11 protein-coding genes are annotated in these 17,370 nt (G+C 57.5%); 4 read left to right on the top strand and 7 right to left on the bottom strand.

Features of this window, described 5'->3' with window-relative positions; genetic code table 11:
* Positions 1-8 precede the first annotated feature (8 nt).
* The 3 genes from KIN_RS17955 to KIN_RS17945 form a co-directional block, all read right to left on the bottom strand.
* Entirely contained in the window at positions 9-1,055 is a 1,047-nt protein-coding gene (locus KIN_RS17955; RefSeq protein ID WP_159809685.1) for a DUF7146 domain-containing protein, read from the bottom strand.
* A gap of 208 nt (positions 1,056-1,263) precedes the next feature.
* Positions 1,264-3,276 carry a ParB/RepB/Spo0J family partition protein gene (locus KIN_RS17950; RefSeq protein WP_159809683.1) on the bottom strand — a complete coding sequence of 671 codons (2,013 nt, stop codon included), beginning with the start codon at positions 3,274-3,276 and terminating at the stop codon, positions 1,264-1,266.
* An 80-nt stretch (positions 3,277-3,356) separates the two neighbouring features.
* The gene (locus KIN_RS17945; protein WP_159809681.1) at positions 3,357-3,758 is read right to left on the bottom strand and encodes a nuclear transport factor 2 family protein; all 402 of its coding nucleotides are present in this window, start codon (positions 3,756-3,758) and stop codon (positions 3,357-3,359) included.
* Positions 3,759-3,866: 108 nt separating this feature from the next.
* Between KIN_RS17945 and KIN_RS17940 the strand changes: the two genes are divergently transcribed.
* Complete coding sequence (locus tag KIN_RS17940) at positions 3,867-4,766, top strand: LysR family transcriptional regulator (protein ID WP_159809680.1); 900 nt, start codon at positions 3,867-3,869, stop codon at positions 4,764-4,766.
* A gap of 46 nt (positions 4,767-4,812) precedes the next feature.
* Here KIN_RS17940 and KIN_RS17935 read toward each other — a convergent pair whose 3' ends face one another.
* Positions 4,813-6,006 (bottom strand): DUF932 domain-containing protein, encoded by a 1,194-nt coding sequence (locus KIN_RS17935; RefSeq protein WP_159809678.1) that lies wholly within the window; start codon positions 6,004-6,006, stop codon positions 4,813-4,815.
* 150 nt (positions 6,007-6,156) lie between these two features.
* The gene (locus KIN_RS17930; RefSeq protein WP_159809676.1) at positions 6,157-7,140 is read right to left on the bottom strand and encodes an aldo/keto reductase; all 984 of its coding nucleotides are present in this window, start codon (positions 7,138-7,140) and stop codon (positions 6,157-6,159) included.
* A 97-nt stretch (positions 7,141-7,237) separates the two neighbouring features.
* Here KIN_RS17930 and KIN_RS17925 point away from each other — a divergent pair, with 97 nt between their 5' ends.
* From KIN_RS17925 to KIN_RS17915, 3 genes are all read left to right on the top strand, one after another.
* Positions 7,238-8,074, top strand: coding sequence for a LysR family transcriptional regulator (locus tag KIN_RS17925; RefSeq protein ID WP_159809674.1), 837 nt, complete (start codon positions 7,238-7,240; stop codon positions 8,072-8,074).
* Positions 8,075-8,575: 501 nt separating this feature from the next.
* Entirely contained in the window at positions 8,576-8,950 is a 375-nt protein-coding gene (locus KIN_RS17920) for a helix-turn-helix domain-containing protein (RefSeq protein WP_207710148.1), read from the top strand.
* Positions 8,950-10,173, top strand: a complete 1,224-nt coding sequence (locus KIN_RS17915) for a type II toxin-antitoxin system HipA family toxin (RefSeq protein ID WP_159809670.1) — start codon at positions 8,950-8,952, stop codon at positions 10,171-10,173. Before KIN_RS17920 ends, KIN_RS17915 begins: the two co-directional genes overlap by 1 nt.
* 176 nt (positions 10,174-10,349) lie before the next feature.
* Here the strand turns inward: KIN_RS17915 and KIN_RS17910 are convergent, their stop codons facing one another.
* Together KIN_RS17910 and KIN_RS17905 are read right to left on the bottom strand one after the other, a co-directional pair.
* A complete protein-coding gene (locus KIN_RS17910) occupies positions 10,350-10,892 on the bottom strand; it encodes a hypothetical protein (protein WP_159809668.1) in 543 nt (180 codons plus the stop codon).
* 22 nt (positions 10,893-10,914) lie between these two features.
* Entirely contained in the window at positions 10,915-17,310 is a 6,396-nt protein-coding gene (locus tag KIN_RS17905) for an ATP-binding protein (protein ID WP_159809666.1), read from the bottom strand.
* Between the last annotated feature and the right edge of the window lie 60 nt (positions 17,311-17,370).

Raw genomic sequence — 17,370 nt, 5'->3', positions numbered from 1 at the left:
TCTCTGCTTCAGTCGGACTCGACGGCGAGCAAGGCCGGAACATCGACCGGCAAGAGCTGAGGACGCAAATGGCTGCGCATCTCGTCGATTGGGCATTTCAGGAGATCGCCGTTGAAGTCGTCCAGCATCGGACGCAAGGGCAGCAGATGGAGATCACAGCCTTCGAAGCGATCCGCCAGTGCGTCGAAAGCCGCCTGCCCAGTCTCGTCATTGTCGATGGCGACATAGAGCCGGCGAAGATCGGTCGGCGGATCGAACGCTGCAAGATGATTGCCCGACAGCGCCGCAGCAATCGGCAGACCGGCAAGTGCCAGCTTCAAGGAGAGCATCGTCTCCAAGCCTTCGCCAACAGCGAGAATGTTGGCCGGTGATCCGATCCTGACGGCATGACCGAGCAGATTGCCCATCGCCTTGCGGTTGGGATCGAGCGGAGCCTTTTCGGCTGTCTGCGGATCAAGCCAGGTCCGATGAACGCCGATGAGGGTTCCCGAAGTGTCGGTGACCTTGGCGAGCAGTGCGGGCCAGGCTTCGGGTGTGTCGTAGGCATCCGCTTTTTCTCGCCAATAGTAGCAATTCGGATGGAACCGAAGCGCGCTCACGCTTCGAAGGTCCGTCAGTCCGCGTGCGGAGAGATAGCGTTCTGCCAGCGTGCCCGCGATCGGCTTGCCCATCGCCCATAAGCGTCGTGCTGCCTCGGGCGATCCTTGCGGAGTAGATTCTTGTCGCTGTCGCGCGGGTGGTTCGGGACGTGGCAGGCTCAAAAAGCGACGCGCCTCCTCAAGCGTGTCGCGCAGCGTCGAGAGATTGAGATTGGCGGCGATGAGGTCGAGCAGATCGCCATGCTCGCCGGTGGCGGCATCGGTCCATTTGCCCGCCGCACCCTTGCCGCGGGTCGGCCCGGTGAGCCGGACATAGAGACTGCGACCCGGCGAATTGTCGACATCGCCGACGACCCAGTAGTTGCCGTGCTTGCGTCCATTGGAGAGGTACTGGCGGCATACAGCCTCGGCCTCGCGGCTGAGCTTCTGCGAGAGGTCTGCGGCGGGGCTGTCCATGTCTTTCTCCTGAATGATGCACAGAAAAAAGGGCCTGCCGCGTCCGACAGGCCCCCGGGGTGAGGGAGTTGGGGGAGCGTCTCCCTCGGTTGGTGGTCGCCTACTGCTCGAAAGTGGGCGAAGGCGGCTTCGGCGACAGGTCGATCATCGCCCAGTCAGTTGCATCGAACCATCGACCGCGCGCCGCCGAACGCCTGTCTCCGTGCGATCACTCGGCAGCTTGGAGTGCAGCCTCGTCGTCCTCGACGATCTCGAACTCCGGCTCGTCGGGTTCTTTGGCGAGCGGAGTCGTGCGGAGCGGCTGCGGGAGCCAGCCCGTGCCCACCAGCAGCTCCTCGGCCGCTTCGACCATGTCGGGCTTCTTGAACCCGGCGATCCGGTCGGCGTCCTTGTCGCCCTTCGCCTCGCGCACCGCGGCGAGGATCTGGGCCTTGGTCACACGACCGAGATAGCTGTCCGCCGTCGGCGTCCAGCCCGCCTTCACCATATCGAGACCGAGCGTCGATGCGAGGATATCGGCATGGGCGATCTGGCGCGGCTTGCGGTGGTGCGGCTCTTGTACAGCATTCACCGTCATCGCCACGCAGTGCGCGAAGAGCGCATCACGGCTGTCGCTGTCCCATTCGGTCAGCGCATCCCACAGGTCCTCTGGTTGCTTCGGCAGGTTGCTTGCCCAGGTCTCGATGCCGAGATCGATCGACTGGACATAAGCAGACTCGCCGAGGTTCGGGGCTTGTGATCCGAACTGCGTGGAGCGCGGGCTGATCTCGATGCAGCTGTCCTGGCCGTAGTGGTAGAAGAGCTGCAGGACCATCGCATGCAGGCAAGCGAGCGCGGCCAGCTGCGGATCGTTCGCGAGCGCATCTCGCAGCGCCATCGTGCGATGGACGGTCAGTTCGCAGACGAGGCGATCCGACAGAGGCTTGGTGCCGTCGTCATCGTCTTCCTCGTCCTGATCCATCACCGGCTCGGATGCGTCGGCGACTGCATCGTCCGTATCGGGATCGACGGTTGTGCCCACCGGATCGTCCTCCGTCTCGACTGCCGGTTCGTCTTCGGGCCGGACATAGCCGCGTTCGACCCGCACCCCGCCGGAGCCGTCGATGCTGACGAAGGCGCCCGCGATGGCGTAGTCTTCCGCCTCGAACCGGATCGGACGGGTCTGGAGTGCTTCCATCGCCGTCTCGATCTCGCCAAGCCGTTCGTCGACCTCCTCGGGGAGCTCATCCGCCTCGGAGTATTCATCTTCGAGCTTGTCATATTCCGCCTTGAGCGCGGTGTAGGTCTTCTCTTCCTCCTCGCTCATCGGCTCGGCTTCGCCGCGAATGCGCCGCAGGTCATAGGTGTGCCCGTAAGGAAAGTCGGTGCCGACCTCGATCCAGTGCCAGCCTTCGGCGCGGATAGCCTCGGCTTCCTCGTTCAGCTTCTCGGTGACCATGGTTTCGAGCAGCGCCGCGTCCTGCAACCAGCCACCATCATCGGTCTGGAAAAGATCGCGCAGCACGTCGCCGCCCGCCTCGACATAATTGTCGAGGCCCACGAATTGCGCGCGCCGGTCGGAGGCGCGCACGGCGCCTTCGGTCAGCATGCGGCGGATTTCGTAAGGCTGCTTGTTGTAGTGCTGCTTGAGCGCGTCCCAGACCTGTTCCTGGCGTTCATGGTCGGGATTGACCGTGAAGGCCATGAGCTGGTCGAGCGTCATCTCCTCTTCGGCATAGGCGTCGAGCAGTGTCGCCGAGACGGCGGCCAGCTTGAGGCGTTGCTTGACGACACCCACCGAGACGAAGAAGGCCGCGGCGATCTCCTCCTCGGACTTGCCCTTCTCACGCATCGCTTGGAAGGCGCGAAACTGATCGAGCGGATGCAAGGGCGCCCGCTGGATGTTCTCGGCGAGACTGTCTTCCTCGGCCAGACCTTCCGTGCGCACGATGCAAGGCACGGGCGCTGTCTTGTTGAGACGCCGCTGTTTAACGAGCAGTTCGAGCGCGCGGTAGCGGCGCCCGCCGGCCGGGATCTCGAACATGCCGGTTTCTGCGCCCTCATCGTCGAGGACAGGACGGACCGTGATCGACGACAGGAGCGTGCGCCGGGCGATATCCTCGGCCAGCTCCTCGATCGAAACGCCGGCCTTGACCTTCCGGACATTGGCTTGGCTGAGGACCAGCTTGTTGAAGGGGATGTCGCGCGAGGCGCTGAGGGTGATCTTCTTGGACTTCGTCATGGGATTTCTCCGCGACGGGCGGTCACGAGACTCTCTCTGACCTCCAAACCCGTCACGAAAAAACCCGCACTCCTCTCACTCTAGGCTTCGAAGAGCGCCGACGTGTCCCCGAACACGCGGATCGAAGACACGAGACCGTCCTCGTCCTTGTCGGTGAAGGCGACGGCACGAACCGTGACCTTTTTCCCGTCATGTCGCTCGTAGTGATTGAGCGCTTCGAGGACGTAGGACCGATCGGTGCCGTAGATGTTGGTCAGGTCGTGCTCGATGCTCTTGAAGCTCTGCCAGTAGCCGCCGAGCATTTCGACGACGGCGGCCTTGCCTTCGACGGCTGGCGCGTTGCCGAACTGGATCGACACATCGTCGGCGAGGAAGGCCGCATAGGCGTCGATATCCTTGTCATCGAGCACTTCCAGGTAGCGCAGATAGCTCTGATAGGCGTCGTCGCTGAGTTGGTTGATGCGGAGGTTGGAGGTGATCACGGTTTCGATCCTTTCATCTGTGTGGCTTGATTTCTGATGATCTGAAAGTACCGCTCTGGCCTCATATCTTCCAATCGAAGGAGTTAGTGAGTATCATAAGCATTTATTATGAGTGCCAAACCTGATCTGAACCTGTTGATCGTCTTCGATGCGATCATGTCCGAGCGCAATTTGCGGCTCGCGGCGGAGCGCCTCGGGCGTTCGCAGCCGGCTGTCAGCCAGTCCGTCGCCCGGCTGCGGGACATTCTGGGTGATCGGCTATTCGAGAAGACGCCGAAGGGGGTCAAACCGACTCAGCGGGCCGAAGCGCTCTGGCTGGAGATACGGGATTCACTGCATCTGATCGATCAGGCGCTCACCCATTCCGAGTTCGACCCGAAGTTGATCTCGACGCAAGTCAGCATCGGTCTTGCCGATGATGTACACGAGATGGCCTTCGCCGATATCGTCTCCGACCTGCGCGAGCGCGCGCCCGGCGTGGTCCTGCGCGTGGCGGAAGTCGACCATCAGTCCGTTTGGCAAGATGTGGGTGATGGCCGTGTGGATCTGGCCGTCTCGGTCGCCCCGCCACCGCCGCGTGGTCTCGGCGCGTCCACTTTATTGGAGCAGCCATTCGTGATCCTGCACCGACCGGATGTGTCTCCGCCGACCACCCTCAAGAGCTATCTGAAGTCCACACATGTCGCGGTGGGATTCCGGGACGAAGTGGCCGGATACACCGATCAGCGGCTTGCGAATATGGGGCACACCCGCGAGGTGATCGCATGGACACCCCGGTTCGGTTCGATCCCCGATCTCGTCGCGCGGACGGGTGCGCTCGCCACGATGCCGGATCCGATCGCCCGCTGGCATGCCAAGCGGTTCAACCTGGCTATTGCAAAGCTGCCCTTCGATCTCGACCCGGTGCCGGTCCACCTGTGCTGGCATCAGCGACGGCGGACCGATCCGTTGAACATTTGGCTGCGCGACCAAGTGGGGGCGACGGTCTTGAGACGGATGGCGTCATAAGCTCAGACGAGTCAGATGCGGTCGGAAACCAGTTTTGAAGGCTTGATCACGCCGCCTGTTCCAGCAGCTTCTTGGCGCGGGTTTCCATGGTGAGCCGTGCATCCTGCTGCGGCTTGGACCGCGCGACAGCGGTGATACCCTGCACGAAGTCGAAGACACTCTCAGGCGGGCGGCCTTCCTCCGCGAGAACTGTCTCGACGATCTTGCCGATCTCCGTCTTCGAAAATCCCCGCTTGCGCAGGAAGTCGGTGCGGTCGTCGTCGCTGCGCGCGACGATCCGCTCGCGTGCTGACCGGATGCCCAGGACGAAGGGCTTCGGCGACGAGTCTGCGAAGTTCGCCAGCGCCGGGGCCGCCTCGTGCGCGAAGCGGTTCGCGGCGTATTTGGAATGCCGGATCGTGATCTCCTGGAAGTCCTCGACGCCCCAGAGATTGCGGTTCTGGCAGACGGCGCGGAGATAGAAGCTCGCGATGCCGAGCGTCTTGGCGCCGACCTCCGAGTTCCAACAGTAGAATCCCCGGAAGAAGAGATCGGGAGAGCCGTCGGGCAGCATGCCCGCCTCGATCGGATTCATGTCGTCGACCAGGAAGAGGAAGACGTCGCGGTCGGAGGCGTAGAGCGTGGTCGTGTCCTTGGTGACGTCGACCACCGGGTTGTAAATGCCGGTGGACCAGTCGAGGACGCCCGGCACCTTCCAGCGAGTTTCGCCGACGCCATCGCCTGCGATACGCTGGACGGCAGAGACGAGTTCATGGTCATAGATGCGACCATAGTCCGGGCCAGTCACAGCGCGCAGCTCGGTGCGACCGTTGGCAACCTCCATCGTCTTGAGCTGCTCGGCGCGGTGGTTGGTGAGGCCGTATTGCAGGTTGATGCCCGCGAGCGGCGCCGGAAGCTGACGCAGATAGGCTGCCGGCGCGCCGACGAGGCTTGCGAGTTGCCCGAAGCTCCAATGGGTTGGCGCGACCGGCGTCTCGGCGTCCGGAAGGACGAGCCCCAACTTCTCCGGATCGTCGCGATGGGCCTCGACGCGGATCGCCGCGCTCTCGACCGTCCGCGTCTTGCTCCGTTCGGCGCGGCCTTTGACCGAGGCATATAGGTCCGAGAGGGAGAGATACTTCTCGTCGTCGGGCCGGGAAAACCATTCGGACGATACCCGCCCGTTATGCCCGCCACGGGACACATCCACCTTGTAGCCGCCGCTCTCGGGGCGGTCGTTCATGATCTCAATCGCTGTCATGGCTATTCTCCATGACGGGCGGTCCGAGAGCCTCTCTCTCGACCTCCAAACCCGTCACAGCGACAGCCGCAGGCCTCTCACTCTCCGACACGCATCAAGCTGTGGTCACAGATCCGCAAGCATGTGGGACGAGGCGGTCCGTCGCGAGAGTCATGCGTTGACGCCCTTCATGCCCTCGGCGGTGTAGCGTTCGCCGATGAAGCTGCCCGGCGCATAGGCGCGGTCGAGTCTTGCGATATCGTCGGGCGACAGGCGTAGACTGGCGGCGGCGACATTCTGTTCCAGATAACTCAGCTGCTTGGTGCCAGGGATTGCGAACACCCCTTTGGCCAGCACCCAGGCGAGCGCGACTTGCGCAGGGGTGGCCTCGCGTCGATCGGCGATGACGCGGAGCGTATCGAGGCGGGTAAGATTTTCCTCCATTGTGGAGCTGCTGAAGCGCGGCAGGTTCCGGCGGAAATCGCTTTCGGAGAGGGCGTCAAGATCGAAAGCGCCCGACAGCAATCCTCGCCCCAGCGGGCTGTAGGCGACGAAGGCTATTTCTAGTTCCCGGCAGGCGGGCAGCATTTCAGCTTCCATGTCACGGGTGGTCAACGAATATTCGCTCTGCACAGCTGCCACGGGATGGACGGTATGGGCGCGGCGCAACGTATCGTCGGAGACTTCGCTTAGACCGATGCGGGCGATCTTGCCGGCCTGCACCAGATTGGCAAGCGCCATCATGGTGTCTTCGATCGGCCGCCCGGTTTCGGCGCGGTGGACGTAGTAAAGGGCGATCCGTTCGACTCCGAGGCGCTGCAAAGACGCCTCGCAGGCTTCGCGGATGTATTCCGTGCTGTTATCGATCGTTCGGGCATACTCGCCCGGCGCCTTGCGGATGCCGAACTTGGTGGCGACCAAGGCACTATCGCGGCCGCCTTCGCTGAGAAAGCGGGCTAGCAGCTCTTCATTGTGGCCATTGCCGTACATGTCAGCGGTGTCGAACATCCGCACGCCGAGCTCATGGGCGCGCCGGAGGACAAGCAGCGACCGTTTGTCATCAGTTTCGCCATAGAATTCGGACATGCCCATGCAGCCTAGACCGAGCGCAGGCAAAACTGGGCCGTCGGCTCCGAGCGGAAGGGTCGGGATCATCGTATTGCTCCAATCTATCGTTGCGACGAGATGTGGCAGGCCAAGGTCCTGCTGAAAATTCGTTCTCTCGTCACGGCATCTGTGCAAAAACGATCAAATGGATTGGCGCGATTTACATGTTCTGGCGGTGTTGCACCGCGAAAGCTCATTGGCTGGTGCAGCGCGCGCGTTGGGCGTGAACCATGCTACAGTGTCGCGCCGGATCAGTGCATTGGAGGCAAGCCTTGGCCATAAGCTGGTGCGGCGTCTCGCCCGTTCCACGCCGCTGACAGAGAAGGGGCGAGAGGTTGCCGAGGTCGCTCTGGAGATGGAACGTCAGGCGTACCGCATCGAACGTCTGGTCCGCGCCGCTGAAAGTACCCTGACCGGCCGGGTCAGGCTGACGGCGCCGCCCGTACTCGTCAGCGAGATTATAATTCCGGCGCTGAGTGATCTACGCGCGGCGCATCCGGACCTGCAGATCGTGCTGTCCGCCAATTCGCATCTGGCCTCGCTTGATAGCGGAGAGGCGGATCTAGCCGTCCGCATGGTCGAGCCGCAGGGACGGCATAACATCGTGCGGCGCATCGGCTCGGTCTCTTTCGCGCTCTATGCCAATCGGTCTATCGCGGGACTTCCGCAGCATCGGTGGCGTTTCATAGCCTTCGACGACACACTTGCCCATGTTCCGCAACAGCGCTGGCTGGAAGAGTTTGCGAAAGAACGCCCGCTCGACCTGCTTACCGGCGACTTTCATAGCCAACGCGCCGCGGCTGAGGCCGGTCTCGGCGTCGCGCTGTTGCCCTGTGTTATGGCGGAGCACAGCCGAACCCTCATCCGAGTCACCGAGCAGCAACCCGATCCCAGGCCCGTCTGGCTGGTCATTCACGCCGACTTGAAGGATGCGCCAGCCGTGCGTGCTGTGGCTGACCTGTTGATCGGCGCCATTGGGTAGAAGTCGCATGGTCGGTACCGTTCACTCGGCATCTTCAAGCCCTTCCGCGTCAGGGATGGACGCCCGTCAGGGGGAAGACCCGCTGGGGCTTCCGCTTCGCCGACAGCCCGACCCGCAGTGAGACGCCCTTTTGAATCCTCAGATAATACGAAACCTCCAACAACGGCACCCAGAGTGGGAGCAAAGGTATCATCCGTGGTTTCGCAAAATCATAACGCGATCTCCGCGTCTGGCGCGCACTTAAGACTATGAATTTCAGCTTCAGATCGTTGGCACTTGCTTCCGGTTCCGGGGCGTCGCCGCTGTCGACAGCACCAGACCTCTGGTTTTGTCAAACCGTGCACGACACTCGGCATCGCCTGTCCGAAGCGTGTAGACAGATTTCGGACAGGAGTGCTTCTGACCGCACATCCGACGATGAGCTTGCTAATTGGACGAAATTTCACTATCAGTCATATTTGACGGTTAAATTATGTTTGGACGTCAGATATGGCGGTTAAAATGAACTCAGTCAGCGCACGGCGATCCTTGGAGGCTCTGGGCGCAAATATCAAGACGGCGCGGTTGAAGCGGCGGATCTCCGTGAAGGACTTTGCGGAGCGGATCGGTGTGTCCGAAAGCACCGTGGCCCGGCTCGAGAAGGGCGATGACGGTGTAAGCATCGGCACGCTCGCCATGGCGTGCCTCGTCCTGGGCGAGATCGACCGTATTTCAGACTTCCTGGACGCGGGTACAGATGACACCGGATTGCTGCTCGACCGGGAAAGCCTGCCCAAGCGGATAGATCGCAAGCGCACGCTGAAGTCATCGAGCAAAGGCCCGGACAAGGTTGCCCCAATCGGCGATGGTGATGACGAGGAAGGGGTCGGTTTCTGATGCCCGAGGCGATCGTCGCGCTTGGCGAAGGAAAACGGATCGTGGGACGCCTGCGCTTTGAAAGCGACGGGCGGCGCCAGCATTCGCAGTTCGGATATCATGAGGCGTGGCTCGTTGCCGAAGATCGCTTCGCGCTCGCGCCGGGACTGCCGCTGCGCAACGGCAGTCACTTCTCATCCGGAAAGGATGATAAGCGCTCGGCACTGCCGGGCTGCTTTGCCGATGCGGCGCCAGATTCCTGGGGGCGCGCGCTGATGACCAAGGCCTTGGGCGGCGGCCTCAGCGAGTTCGATTATCTCGTCCTGTCAGACGACCGCACCCGGCAAGGAGCGCTGCGGTTTCTCGGCGAGGACATGGAACCGCTGTCCGACCTCACGCCGCCCATTCCCTGGCTGGTCGAGCTTGAGCGCCTGCGCACGCTCGCACAACGCTTCGAACAGGATCCTGGCGGCGCGGAAGAGGAAGCCCGCGATCTGGCCGGTGTCGCTGGGTCGCTGGGTGGCGCACGACCAAAAGCCAACGTCGAAGGCGACGGACATCTCTGGATCGCCAAGTTCACGTCCGCACAGGACACCAAACCGGTCGAGCGCGCCGAAGTGGCGACACTGAAACTGGCGCGCATGTGCGGGCTGCGCGTGGCCGAGGCCCGGCTTGAGCTGCGCGACAGCGACAGTCCCATTGCTTTGATCCGCCGGTTCGATCGCCGCGGCGACACGCGCATTCCCTATATCTCGGCGCGCACCGCGCTGGACTGGCAGAGCGAGGACGGCGGGTTCTACACCGACATCGCCGATGTGATCCGCCAGATTTCGAGCAAGCCGACCGAAGATCTGCATGAGCTCTGGCGACGGATCGTGTTCACGATCTTGGTGTCGAACAAGGACGATCACCTGAAAAACCACGGGTTCATCTATGCGGGTGGAAATCGGTGGCGGCTGTCTCCGGCATTCGACATCAATCCATCCCCCTCCAGGCATCGCGTTCTGGAAACGGGGATTATTCAGGGTGGGTCCTTCAATGCGTCGCTTGAAATCGCGCTGGAGGCGTGTGAGTTTTTCGAATTGAACGAGGAGAGGGCGAGGTTGATCACACGTGAAATGGCTGCGACGCTCTCGGGCAACTGGCGCGGAGCCATGCGGGAAGAAGGCATGACCGGTAACGAAGTTAGGCTATATCAAGACGCCTTCGAGCACTCGGAGAGCGCTCGAGCCTTAGGGGCATAAATGTAGGAAAAACCTGGAAAAAAGGGCGGAAACCGGACCTTCGCGGCAGTTGCTAAGGGCCCAGCACGCTGCCTGCAGAGCTGCCGTTCGCTACATACTCAGAGCGGTGCTGCACAGCGTAGTAGGATGAACAATCCACTGGGAATGCAATGTCACAAGATTGCGCATCAAATTCGTTAGTTTATTCGCTTCGGATCTTTGACCTCTTGCAGAAGAACTGCCTCAAGCTCTTCTAGAGCAAATCGAAGATCAGATATCGCCTCTCGAATTTCTCCGTGCGGATCGTTTTGATCGTCTCCCTTTTCCTTATCGTACACCACAACCTTCAAGACATGTAGAAAGCTTGTTTCTGCGTCTGGATCGGCAATATTGGCAATCTCAGCAAGCTGGTCTTGGTCGAGATCTAGTTCTGCCACGACTTCGTTAACCAATATGGAGGCCAAACTTGCAGAATGGTGCTTCAGCTTTCTGGCCAAGCTGAGTTTATCCTCATTGGAGCCATTCGTCGGTTCAAACGGCGTCCGGATTTGGAACACTGGATCACCGATGGATAGCTGTAACTCCATGGCAGAAAGTGCTTTTTCATATCGTTGCATTGGATCTCTGCCAGGGTAGTGGCGTCGTTCCCGCCAAAGCTTCAAAATTAGATCAGCAGTTTCCTGTTTGAGTTTTGCATCTTCATCAGAGGCGATCATCTGCTCAGACAAATAAGCAGCCATCCATTTCGCGATTATGTCCCGATCATCCAGATCGCTGATTAGCTTGCGTCCAAGTTCCTCTATGGCCTGATCGCGTTTCGTACGTTCCGTCCCGACCGAGCCGGATGACTTCGACCCTTTTGTGAGCGGATCTTTTTTTGCTGCTTTTGCCATATTCGCTCCCAATCGAACGTTCTAGGTTCACTGTAACTAGTAAATCACATTCCAGTGCATTCATTGACTTTTGAAGTGCCTTTTCAGTTACGCTCAACCTATAGCCGTCGACGTAGGAATAGGATCGATGTCGCATCGATCTTTCGCTGTCGTTCGGAGTGGTGCTCCAAGCACTATAGCTCAAATCGGCAATCCCATTCTCCTCAACGCCCCAAGATGAGGACCACGATGGACCAGACGGTATTTGAAGAACATCGAGGACTGTCTTTGAGGGGGCCGCTTGAACACCGCGCCCCTTGAAGCAGCGCGGGTCTTCCTCATCAACTCCGACGTCACGACCGGCCAAAGGCCGCTGGATAGCTGAGATGATGCTGAAATCGCCGTCTTTCCCGTCATTCTCTTCAAAATCGTCGGGGTCAGGAATGAAGACGTCATAGTAATCCGCTGTGGCTGCGTAGGCCCTCAAAAGTGCAGGTGCCGTTTTGCTTGGTACGAATGCAGCTTTACTGCGAACTTCGCTATGGGCTGCCTGATCTCCATACTCATGCATTCCATGCTCTCGATACTGACTAAGGGCCAGCCCGCCGTCTTCCCCCATTATCTCTGCCAGCGGATCAACTGCATCCACCTCACCAACCCAATCCTCACGATCAGGTTCAGGTTGTTCCCAGTATCTGTTTGAAAGTGGCAGTGTTCCCAGGAGGTCGGATATCCAGATTGTTGGGTAGGTCGTATCGTCGCGCTCCAACCATCCTTCAAACGCATCATACGGGTCGTCGTCACGCTCCACTAAAGAGCGTGTTTTTATTAGCTCTCCAACCGCCATGTGTAAGCCGTGCCATTGCAAATAAACGGAGTGTCGATGGATGGTCGGTCGCGAACCGTGACTAGCCGAATAAAGCCCGTAGTCGTCATCTTTCAAACGGCTCTTTCTCGGTTCATTCACCCAATGACTTGTTTCTTTGTGGCCACCCCAACGATCCACAATCCATTCTTCGGCGACGTGGATCAACTCTCTCGACGATAAATCTGCAAACACCCGGCACGCAGGGGAGTACCAATACGGTATGATGTCCATGCTGTCGAAGCTAAATCGCGAACCTGGGTCGGCGTGACTATCGAAGTCACGCGAATAGCGATCCTTCAATCTAGGGGTTCTTGTTGAAGCCGATCCATTCATTGATGAAAGGATTGTTTCATCCACGCCTACTTTCGCTCCTCCCTGTCGTGCCTGAATAAGCGTTCTCGCGAGCAAGTGTCCGATTAGGATGTGCGCTTGGTTTTTGGTCCATAGCTTCAGGATCTCAGCTTCATGTTTTTCAATCATTGCTGGATGATGAGACGACACTCGAGCCAACACGATCGACAATTGCTGAGCAGCATTCATTTCCTGAAATGGGCAGTCGGGGAAAGCGTAGTGGCAATTGAACTGCCCGTTAGCGTGATCAAAAATACCTTCTATCAAGTCTGCTAGGCCTAGCTGCACAGCGCATAAAAGTGCGTGAGATGCCTGCCAACGCACTCTTGCATCTATATCGCCCAAATACCTGTAAATCAGAGCGGAGACGATCTGGCTTTGAGACGTGGGCAAATTTTGCGGCTCAAATAGGTACCGCTTACGCACGTTATCATCCATGTTTAGGCGAGCTTCTGTGCGGTCCACCAGCCGCACCAATAGTTCATCCGCTGTTTGCAATTCCAAGTTGCTCACGTACTCGGCAAGAAGCTTCAAAAGACTCGCCGCTCCCAGCTTCGCAGCATTCTGTTCAACCAAGTCTAAAACTACCTGACGTCGACCTTCCGGAGGCAGCCCAGAGCGGGCCTGGAGTTCAGCGAACTGTTCTCCATGATACCAGCTATAGCCCATCGTCCTGCCACCAAGTTCCACCGTCAGCCTAGGAAGCTCGGTTGTGCACCATTCGTTTGTTACCCTTCCTGGCCAGTCGTCCAAAGCTGCAAAGATCGCCTCTATTTCATTGTCGGGCCACCTTGATGTACGTGCGCATTGAGCCAGCGTATTGAGGTGTTCTATCCGATCTGCAAATCGAACTCGCGTTCGCAACTCAAACAGACGTTCTTTGAAGTCGAAAAGTCTTGCCTTTCGATCTGCTTCTTGCGCTTCCACAATCGCATTAGCTGACAGAGGATCGACGGATGACCAATCAACCGCAACTTTTTCCTCCTGATTTTCCTTCGTGTGCTCTCTCTGCTTTTTACCGATTCTACCGCTACTAGGCTTTTGTGGCGCGGGGGCCATCGACTTGAAATTCCTGATTTGCTCAAGACGGGACCAGGCTTCCGCTGCGGATTTCCCAGATCGGCACAACTCTTCAAGATTGTCGGGAATGTAGGCGTCAGAGTAGGGCGTTGTTGCCAAAATTTTTCGCTCAACGAGATGTTTCAACAAATCATCCCGTACGTCCTCAGAAACCTCGCCCAAGCCAATCAGAATTCTGTCTTCAACCGATGGTGGGACATCTCCCAAGACCTGAGCAAGCGTGTATCCATCGGGTGCGGTAAGCCAACCTTTGTCGAGCGTCGCTTTCAGGAACAGCCTTATCTCATTGCCGCGCGAAGTGAATCCCTCGTCTCCCCAACGAGAAGCAGTCATCGCGCCGACAGATGGGTTTGAAAAAGAGATGGCTTCCAAAGCTTCCTCTAGAGGAAACCCATCCTCCGAATCTAGCAATTCGCCAGCGTGCCGTACAACTCTCGCAAACGCGCCCAAGAGTTCTTTCGTTTCCGATGTGTCTGGGCGTTCCCGTTTCACGATGCGGCACAAAGCATGCAACACGTCTAATGCTTCGAGATCGACTTCCTCTGCAATCTTCAGCGCGTCCGAAAAAATCGCCGATGCATGGTCTTTAGAGAAGTCCATGAAAACTCGCGCAATTGAAAGCAGATACTCAGATTTTTCGGTTGCTCGGACGTGAAGACTCCGAATTTCCTCCGACTTTTGCTCCAACGTTTCAGCAACTACAGATTGCAGCGAAAGATCGTGCAAAGTGATCGCACATAGCTCCGCGTCTTGTTCAAAAAAACCCTCGCCTTTGGCCAAAGAGGACTTCAAGAAAGTGACCTTGGTTGGACGGTCCAGCCTTGATGAAAGCATCAGATCGGTCGCCTTGAGGCGCAGAGTACTCTTCACGTATGAAAAGTGATAACTTCTGCTACTTGTGCTACCCAGGCTTGTTATTTTCTGATCCAACTGCGTAGCGGCGGCACTTGTCCTGCTGCCTAATAAAGATGCGTATGCTTTATACGCCGGGAGCAACCCGCAAATCTCGTCGTACCGCTCTTTCGCGAGCCTGAATTCCCTTCGGCTTTCCTCAGGTTCTTCTTCTCTCGGCTTATCCGGTTCAGTGAAGACAGCCTCGAGGTCAGGCTCCTCACTGTTCGAATACGATGTCAAAATGGCCGTGCGAAAAGCAAAGTCGATAGGGTAGGGATAGGTTAGATGCAGCCCCTGGAAGCTTTGCGAGCGGCTGCTTCGAAGTTTGTCCAAGATTAACTTCGGTATTTCCTGCGCAATTTTTCCAGTTGGTACTAACCCTTCGAGAAAGAACAGTATCTCTTCCCTTATTTCGGCTGTTAGCGACGGTCCGGAACCAAGTCCGTCATCTTTCGCAATCATCTCAAAATCGAATTTGGAGAGGCCGATCAGGGCGGTTTTCAGCTGTTCGGGTGAGGGAGTAACTCCAGCTCGACCCAAAGCATTGACTGCCAGGAAATGATAGCGAAAGTCCATCTCCTCCAAGACATTAGCGATCACACTAGGGCCGAACTCGACCACAATCTTTGCAAGTATCCATTTGCGCAAAGCTACACAAAAAGAGGCGTTCGTCCATCGATCGCAATCCCGCTCGACCAGTGACCATCCTCGGAGGGCGAAAAATGTAAAAAGCCTTGTTACGACGTCACGCCTTTGCGTGCTCCATTTGTGATGCCAGTTTTCATCTTTGAAAGTTTCGTTCATCCACTCTTCGGCGGCCTGTAGATTTAAGCGGCTTTCAAAGAGTTTGCCTTGTCTCGCCTTTTCTCGTGCAAGGTGGAACAACACGGGGCCTTGTCTACTTCGCTCCTCGGGGTCATTGAGGATCAGGAGGCCGATTGTTGTTTCGTCTAGGCAAGGAGCCGATAAATCCGTGTTCTCCAAAATTAGACTGTCCACTTTGCCGGAGGTCCGCATCGCTTCCGCCGCAACAAAAATTGTCTCTCCGACTGCTATTTCGTCTTGATTATTTGATGCAATGTGGAGTGCGGCTTGCAAACGTGAAAGGTCCACTCTTCGCCTAACAATCGGGTCTGAGATTGCGGCAGTGCCATCCTTCTCTCCGAGAAAACTGCCAATTTCGGATTTTCTGCCGCAAGCTATAAGTGCGTCAAACAAATGCGATGCTGCGTAACCTGAGTTCAGTCTTTCTGTAACAAGAGCATCCGCAATCGCCGAACGCACTTCGTCCGTGGCCTCTTTGGCAGTGGCCTGAGAGTACACTTCGAAATCCTCGTTAGAAAACTCTACGCCTCGATCTCCCAGCCTTAGGTTCGGAGCAAGGTCGTTCACTATGTCTTCAGCGACTTCTTCGTTAAGCTCGCAAACGCGAGACAAAACACCAATTGGTATCGGAGCTGAAAGTTCGTCCAAAGCTGCGCACCAAAGGCTACGCCGTATGTTGACTCCACTACGGTCAAATGCCTCGCGAACCTTTGCATCGAAGAGATCATTCAACGACTTCCCATTAGGGCGTAGAAAGTCGACCGCATCTGACAACGATTTTGCTCCGGCCAATGCACTTGTTTGAACGCGAGGAATACAACGCGAGAGAGCATGAAAATCGGTGATCTCAGTTTCGCCTCCTTCCAAACCATGTAGCCTGACCATTGCCCTAGTTTCGCTCAGAGAAAACGTGGGGCATGGGATTTTTTGGATCCCATCAGGCAGGTTCATTTTTGACAGCCTAGAGGTGCGGCAGGTGACAACAATTCGAACGTTGGAGGGTATATCTGTGAAGGCAACCAACTGATCCACAAAGCACATTTGTGGCGGAGTTTGTGAAGCTGCGTGTGTTACGATGTTATCCGCCGCGTCGATGACAATTACCAACAGTGAACCAGTGTTCTCTCGACCAAAAATCTCAGCCACCGTTTCCAGCTTCTGGCGGAATGCCGGAGCCATGTCCTCCCGTTGCTTGTACGGAAAGAACAGCGGAGTATTGGTCGACCTCGCAAGTTCATTGGATAACTGAGTGAACCCCTGCCAGGAACTATGCCTTGGTCTTGACGGGTCACGATAGCTGCCCGCGCCGTAGCAGTCATAAACTATGGTTCTTGAGCCGGGCGGCAAGGCGGTCTCTAGACTCCTAGCTGTCGTTGTTTTCCCACAGCCTCCTTTCCCATGCAGCACTACCAGTGGATGCTTTTGAACCTCACTAGCAAGAGTTTCAGTTATGGTTCGCGGGATCACTTCGGAAAGGGGCTCGAGCTCTGGGTCGCAAGGGAACAGACCTTGGCCTCTGCCAAGGTTGAACCAGCTTAAAACTGTTTCGCGCTTTATTGTTCGGTCACCATCCGGCCCAAGCTTCTCCTGAATACGCAATCGAAGGCTGTCGGACATGTCTTTGACTGGGCTCAAGATGAGTTCAGCGATTGCATTTGTATTCTGTTCACGGAGTTCTGCTCTGGCGTTTTCACCACCTTCAAGCAATAGAAGCTTGCAGAATTGGATTAGTTGGTTTTTCCCGAGACCCGTTGCTCGCCTCAGTGAGTCGTAATCGTCTCCCTGCAACTCGCTGCTTTTTGCCTTGGCTATAGTGTTTTGCAGATTCTTTGCTATTGGCTGGTTCGTTACCAGTTTGATGCTCAGCGACACCCCCAAATGGCCGGTTTTTTCCCCCTTAGTCGCACCCTTAAATGCGTCTGCAAGTCTCCGTGCCACGGAATTATTGCCTGTCTTCTTTGTTGATGAGCAAAAACGAGCTAACGTCCAACTTTTGTTCTGGCCGGTCACCGAGTACTTCAGCTGAACGAGTTCAACGCGCGAGTTCTCAGGATGCTCGTTGTCGTCAAAGTATAGTGCGCAGTCCACGCCGTCCCAATTGGCGTTGTCATTGGTTTCTGCAGCGTCCCTGACGCCCTCGACTGTTAGCTCCGTAAGTCCTGTCGCCGGGTCCAGCAGTTGCAGGGCGTTTCCTAGTGCCCAAGCTTCATGAAATTCATCTCCGGCGTTGGAAGCAGGTGCGCCAAGAACTTCTAAAGGTCTGCTCAATACTTCGCCTTTTCAATGCAATAGGGGGTCTTGATGCCAAGTCCCCGATGAAGTTCCCAC

Origin of the sequence: Litoreibacter roseus (genome assembly GCF_009811795.1) — a bacterium.
GTDB lineage: Bacteria > Pseudomonadota > Alphaproteobacteria > Rhodobacterales > Rhodobacteraceae > Litoreibacter > Litoreibacter roseus.
Note: the sequence above shows the minus strand (reverse complement) of the source record. Positions and strands in the feature narration are given on the sequence as shown.

Bases quoted from the DNA above. Each gene is read 5' to 3' on its own strand.
- KIN_RS17955 (WP_159809685.1), bottom strand. From the start codon at position 1,055: ATGGACAGCCCCGCCGCAGACCTCTCGCAGAAGCTCAGCCGCGAGGCC.
- KIN_RS17950 (WP_159809683.1), bottom strand. From the start codon at position 3,276: ATGACGAAGTCCAAGAAGATCACCCTCAGCGCCTCGCGCGACATCCCC.
- KIN_RS17940 (WP_159809680.1), top strand. From the start codon at position 3,867: ATGAGTGCCAAACCTGATCTGAACCTGTTGATCGTCTTCGATGCGATC.
- KIN_RS17935 (WP_159809678.1), bottom strand. From the start codon at position 6,006: ATGACAGCGATTGAGATCATGAACGACCGCCCCGAGAGCGGCGGCTAC.
- KIN_RS17930 (WP_159809676.1), bottom strand. From the start codon at position 7,140: ATGATCCCGACCCTTCCGCTCGGAGCCGACGGCCCAGTTTTGCCTGCG.
- KIN_RS17925 (WP_159809674.1), top strand. From the start codon at position 7,238: ATGGATTGGCGCGATTTACATGTTCTGGCGGTGTTGCACCGCGAAAGC.
- KIN_RS17920 (WP_207710148.1), top strand. From the start codon at position 8,576: ATGAACTCAGTCAGCGCACGGCGATCCTTGGAGGCTCTGGGCGCAAAT.
- KIN_RS17915 (WP_159809670.1), top strand. From the start codon at position 8,950: ATGCCCGAGGCGATCGTCGCGCTTGGCGAAGGAAAACGGATCGTGGGA.
- KIN_RS17910 (WP_159809668.1), bottom strand. From the start codon at position 10,892: ATGGCTGCTTATTTGTCTGAGCAGATGATCGCCTCTGATGAAGATGCA.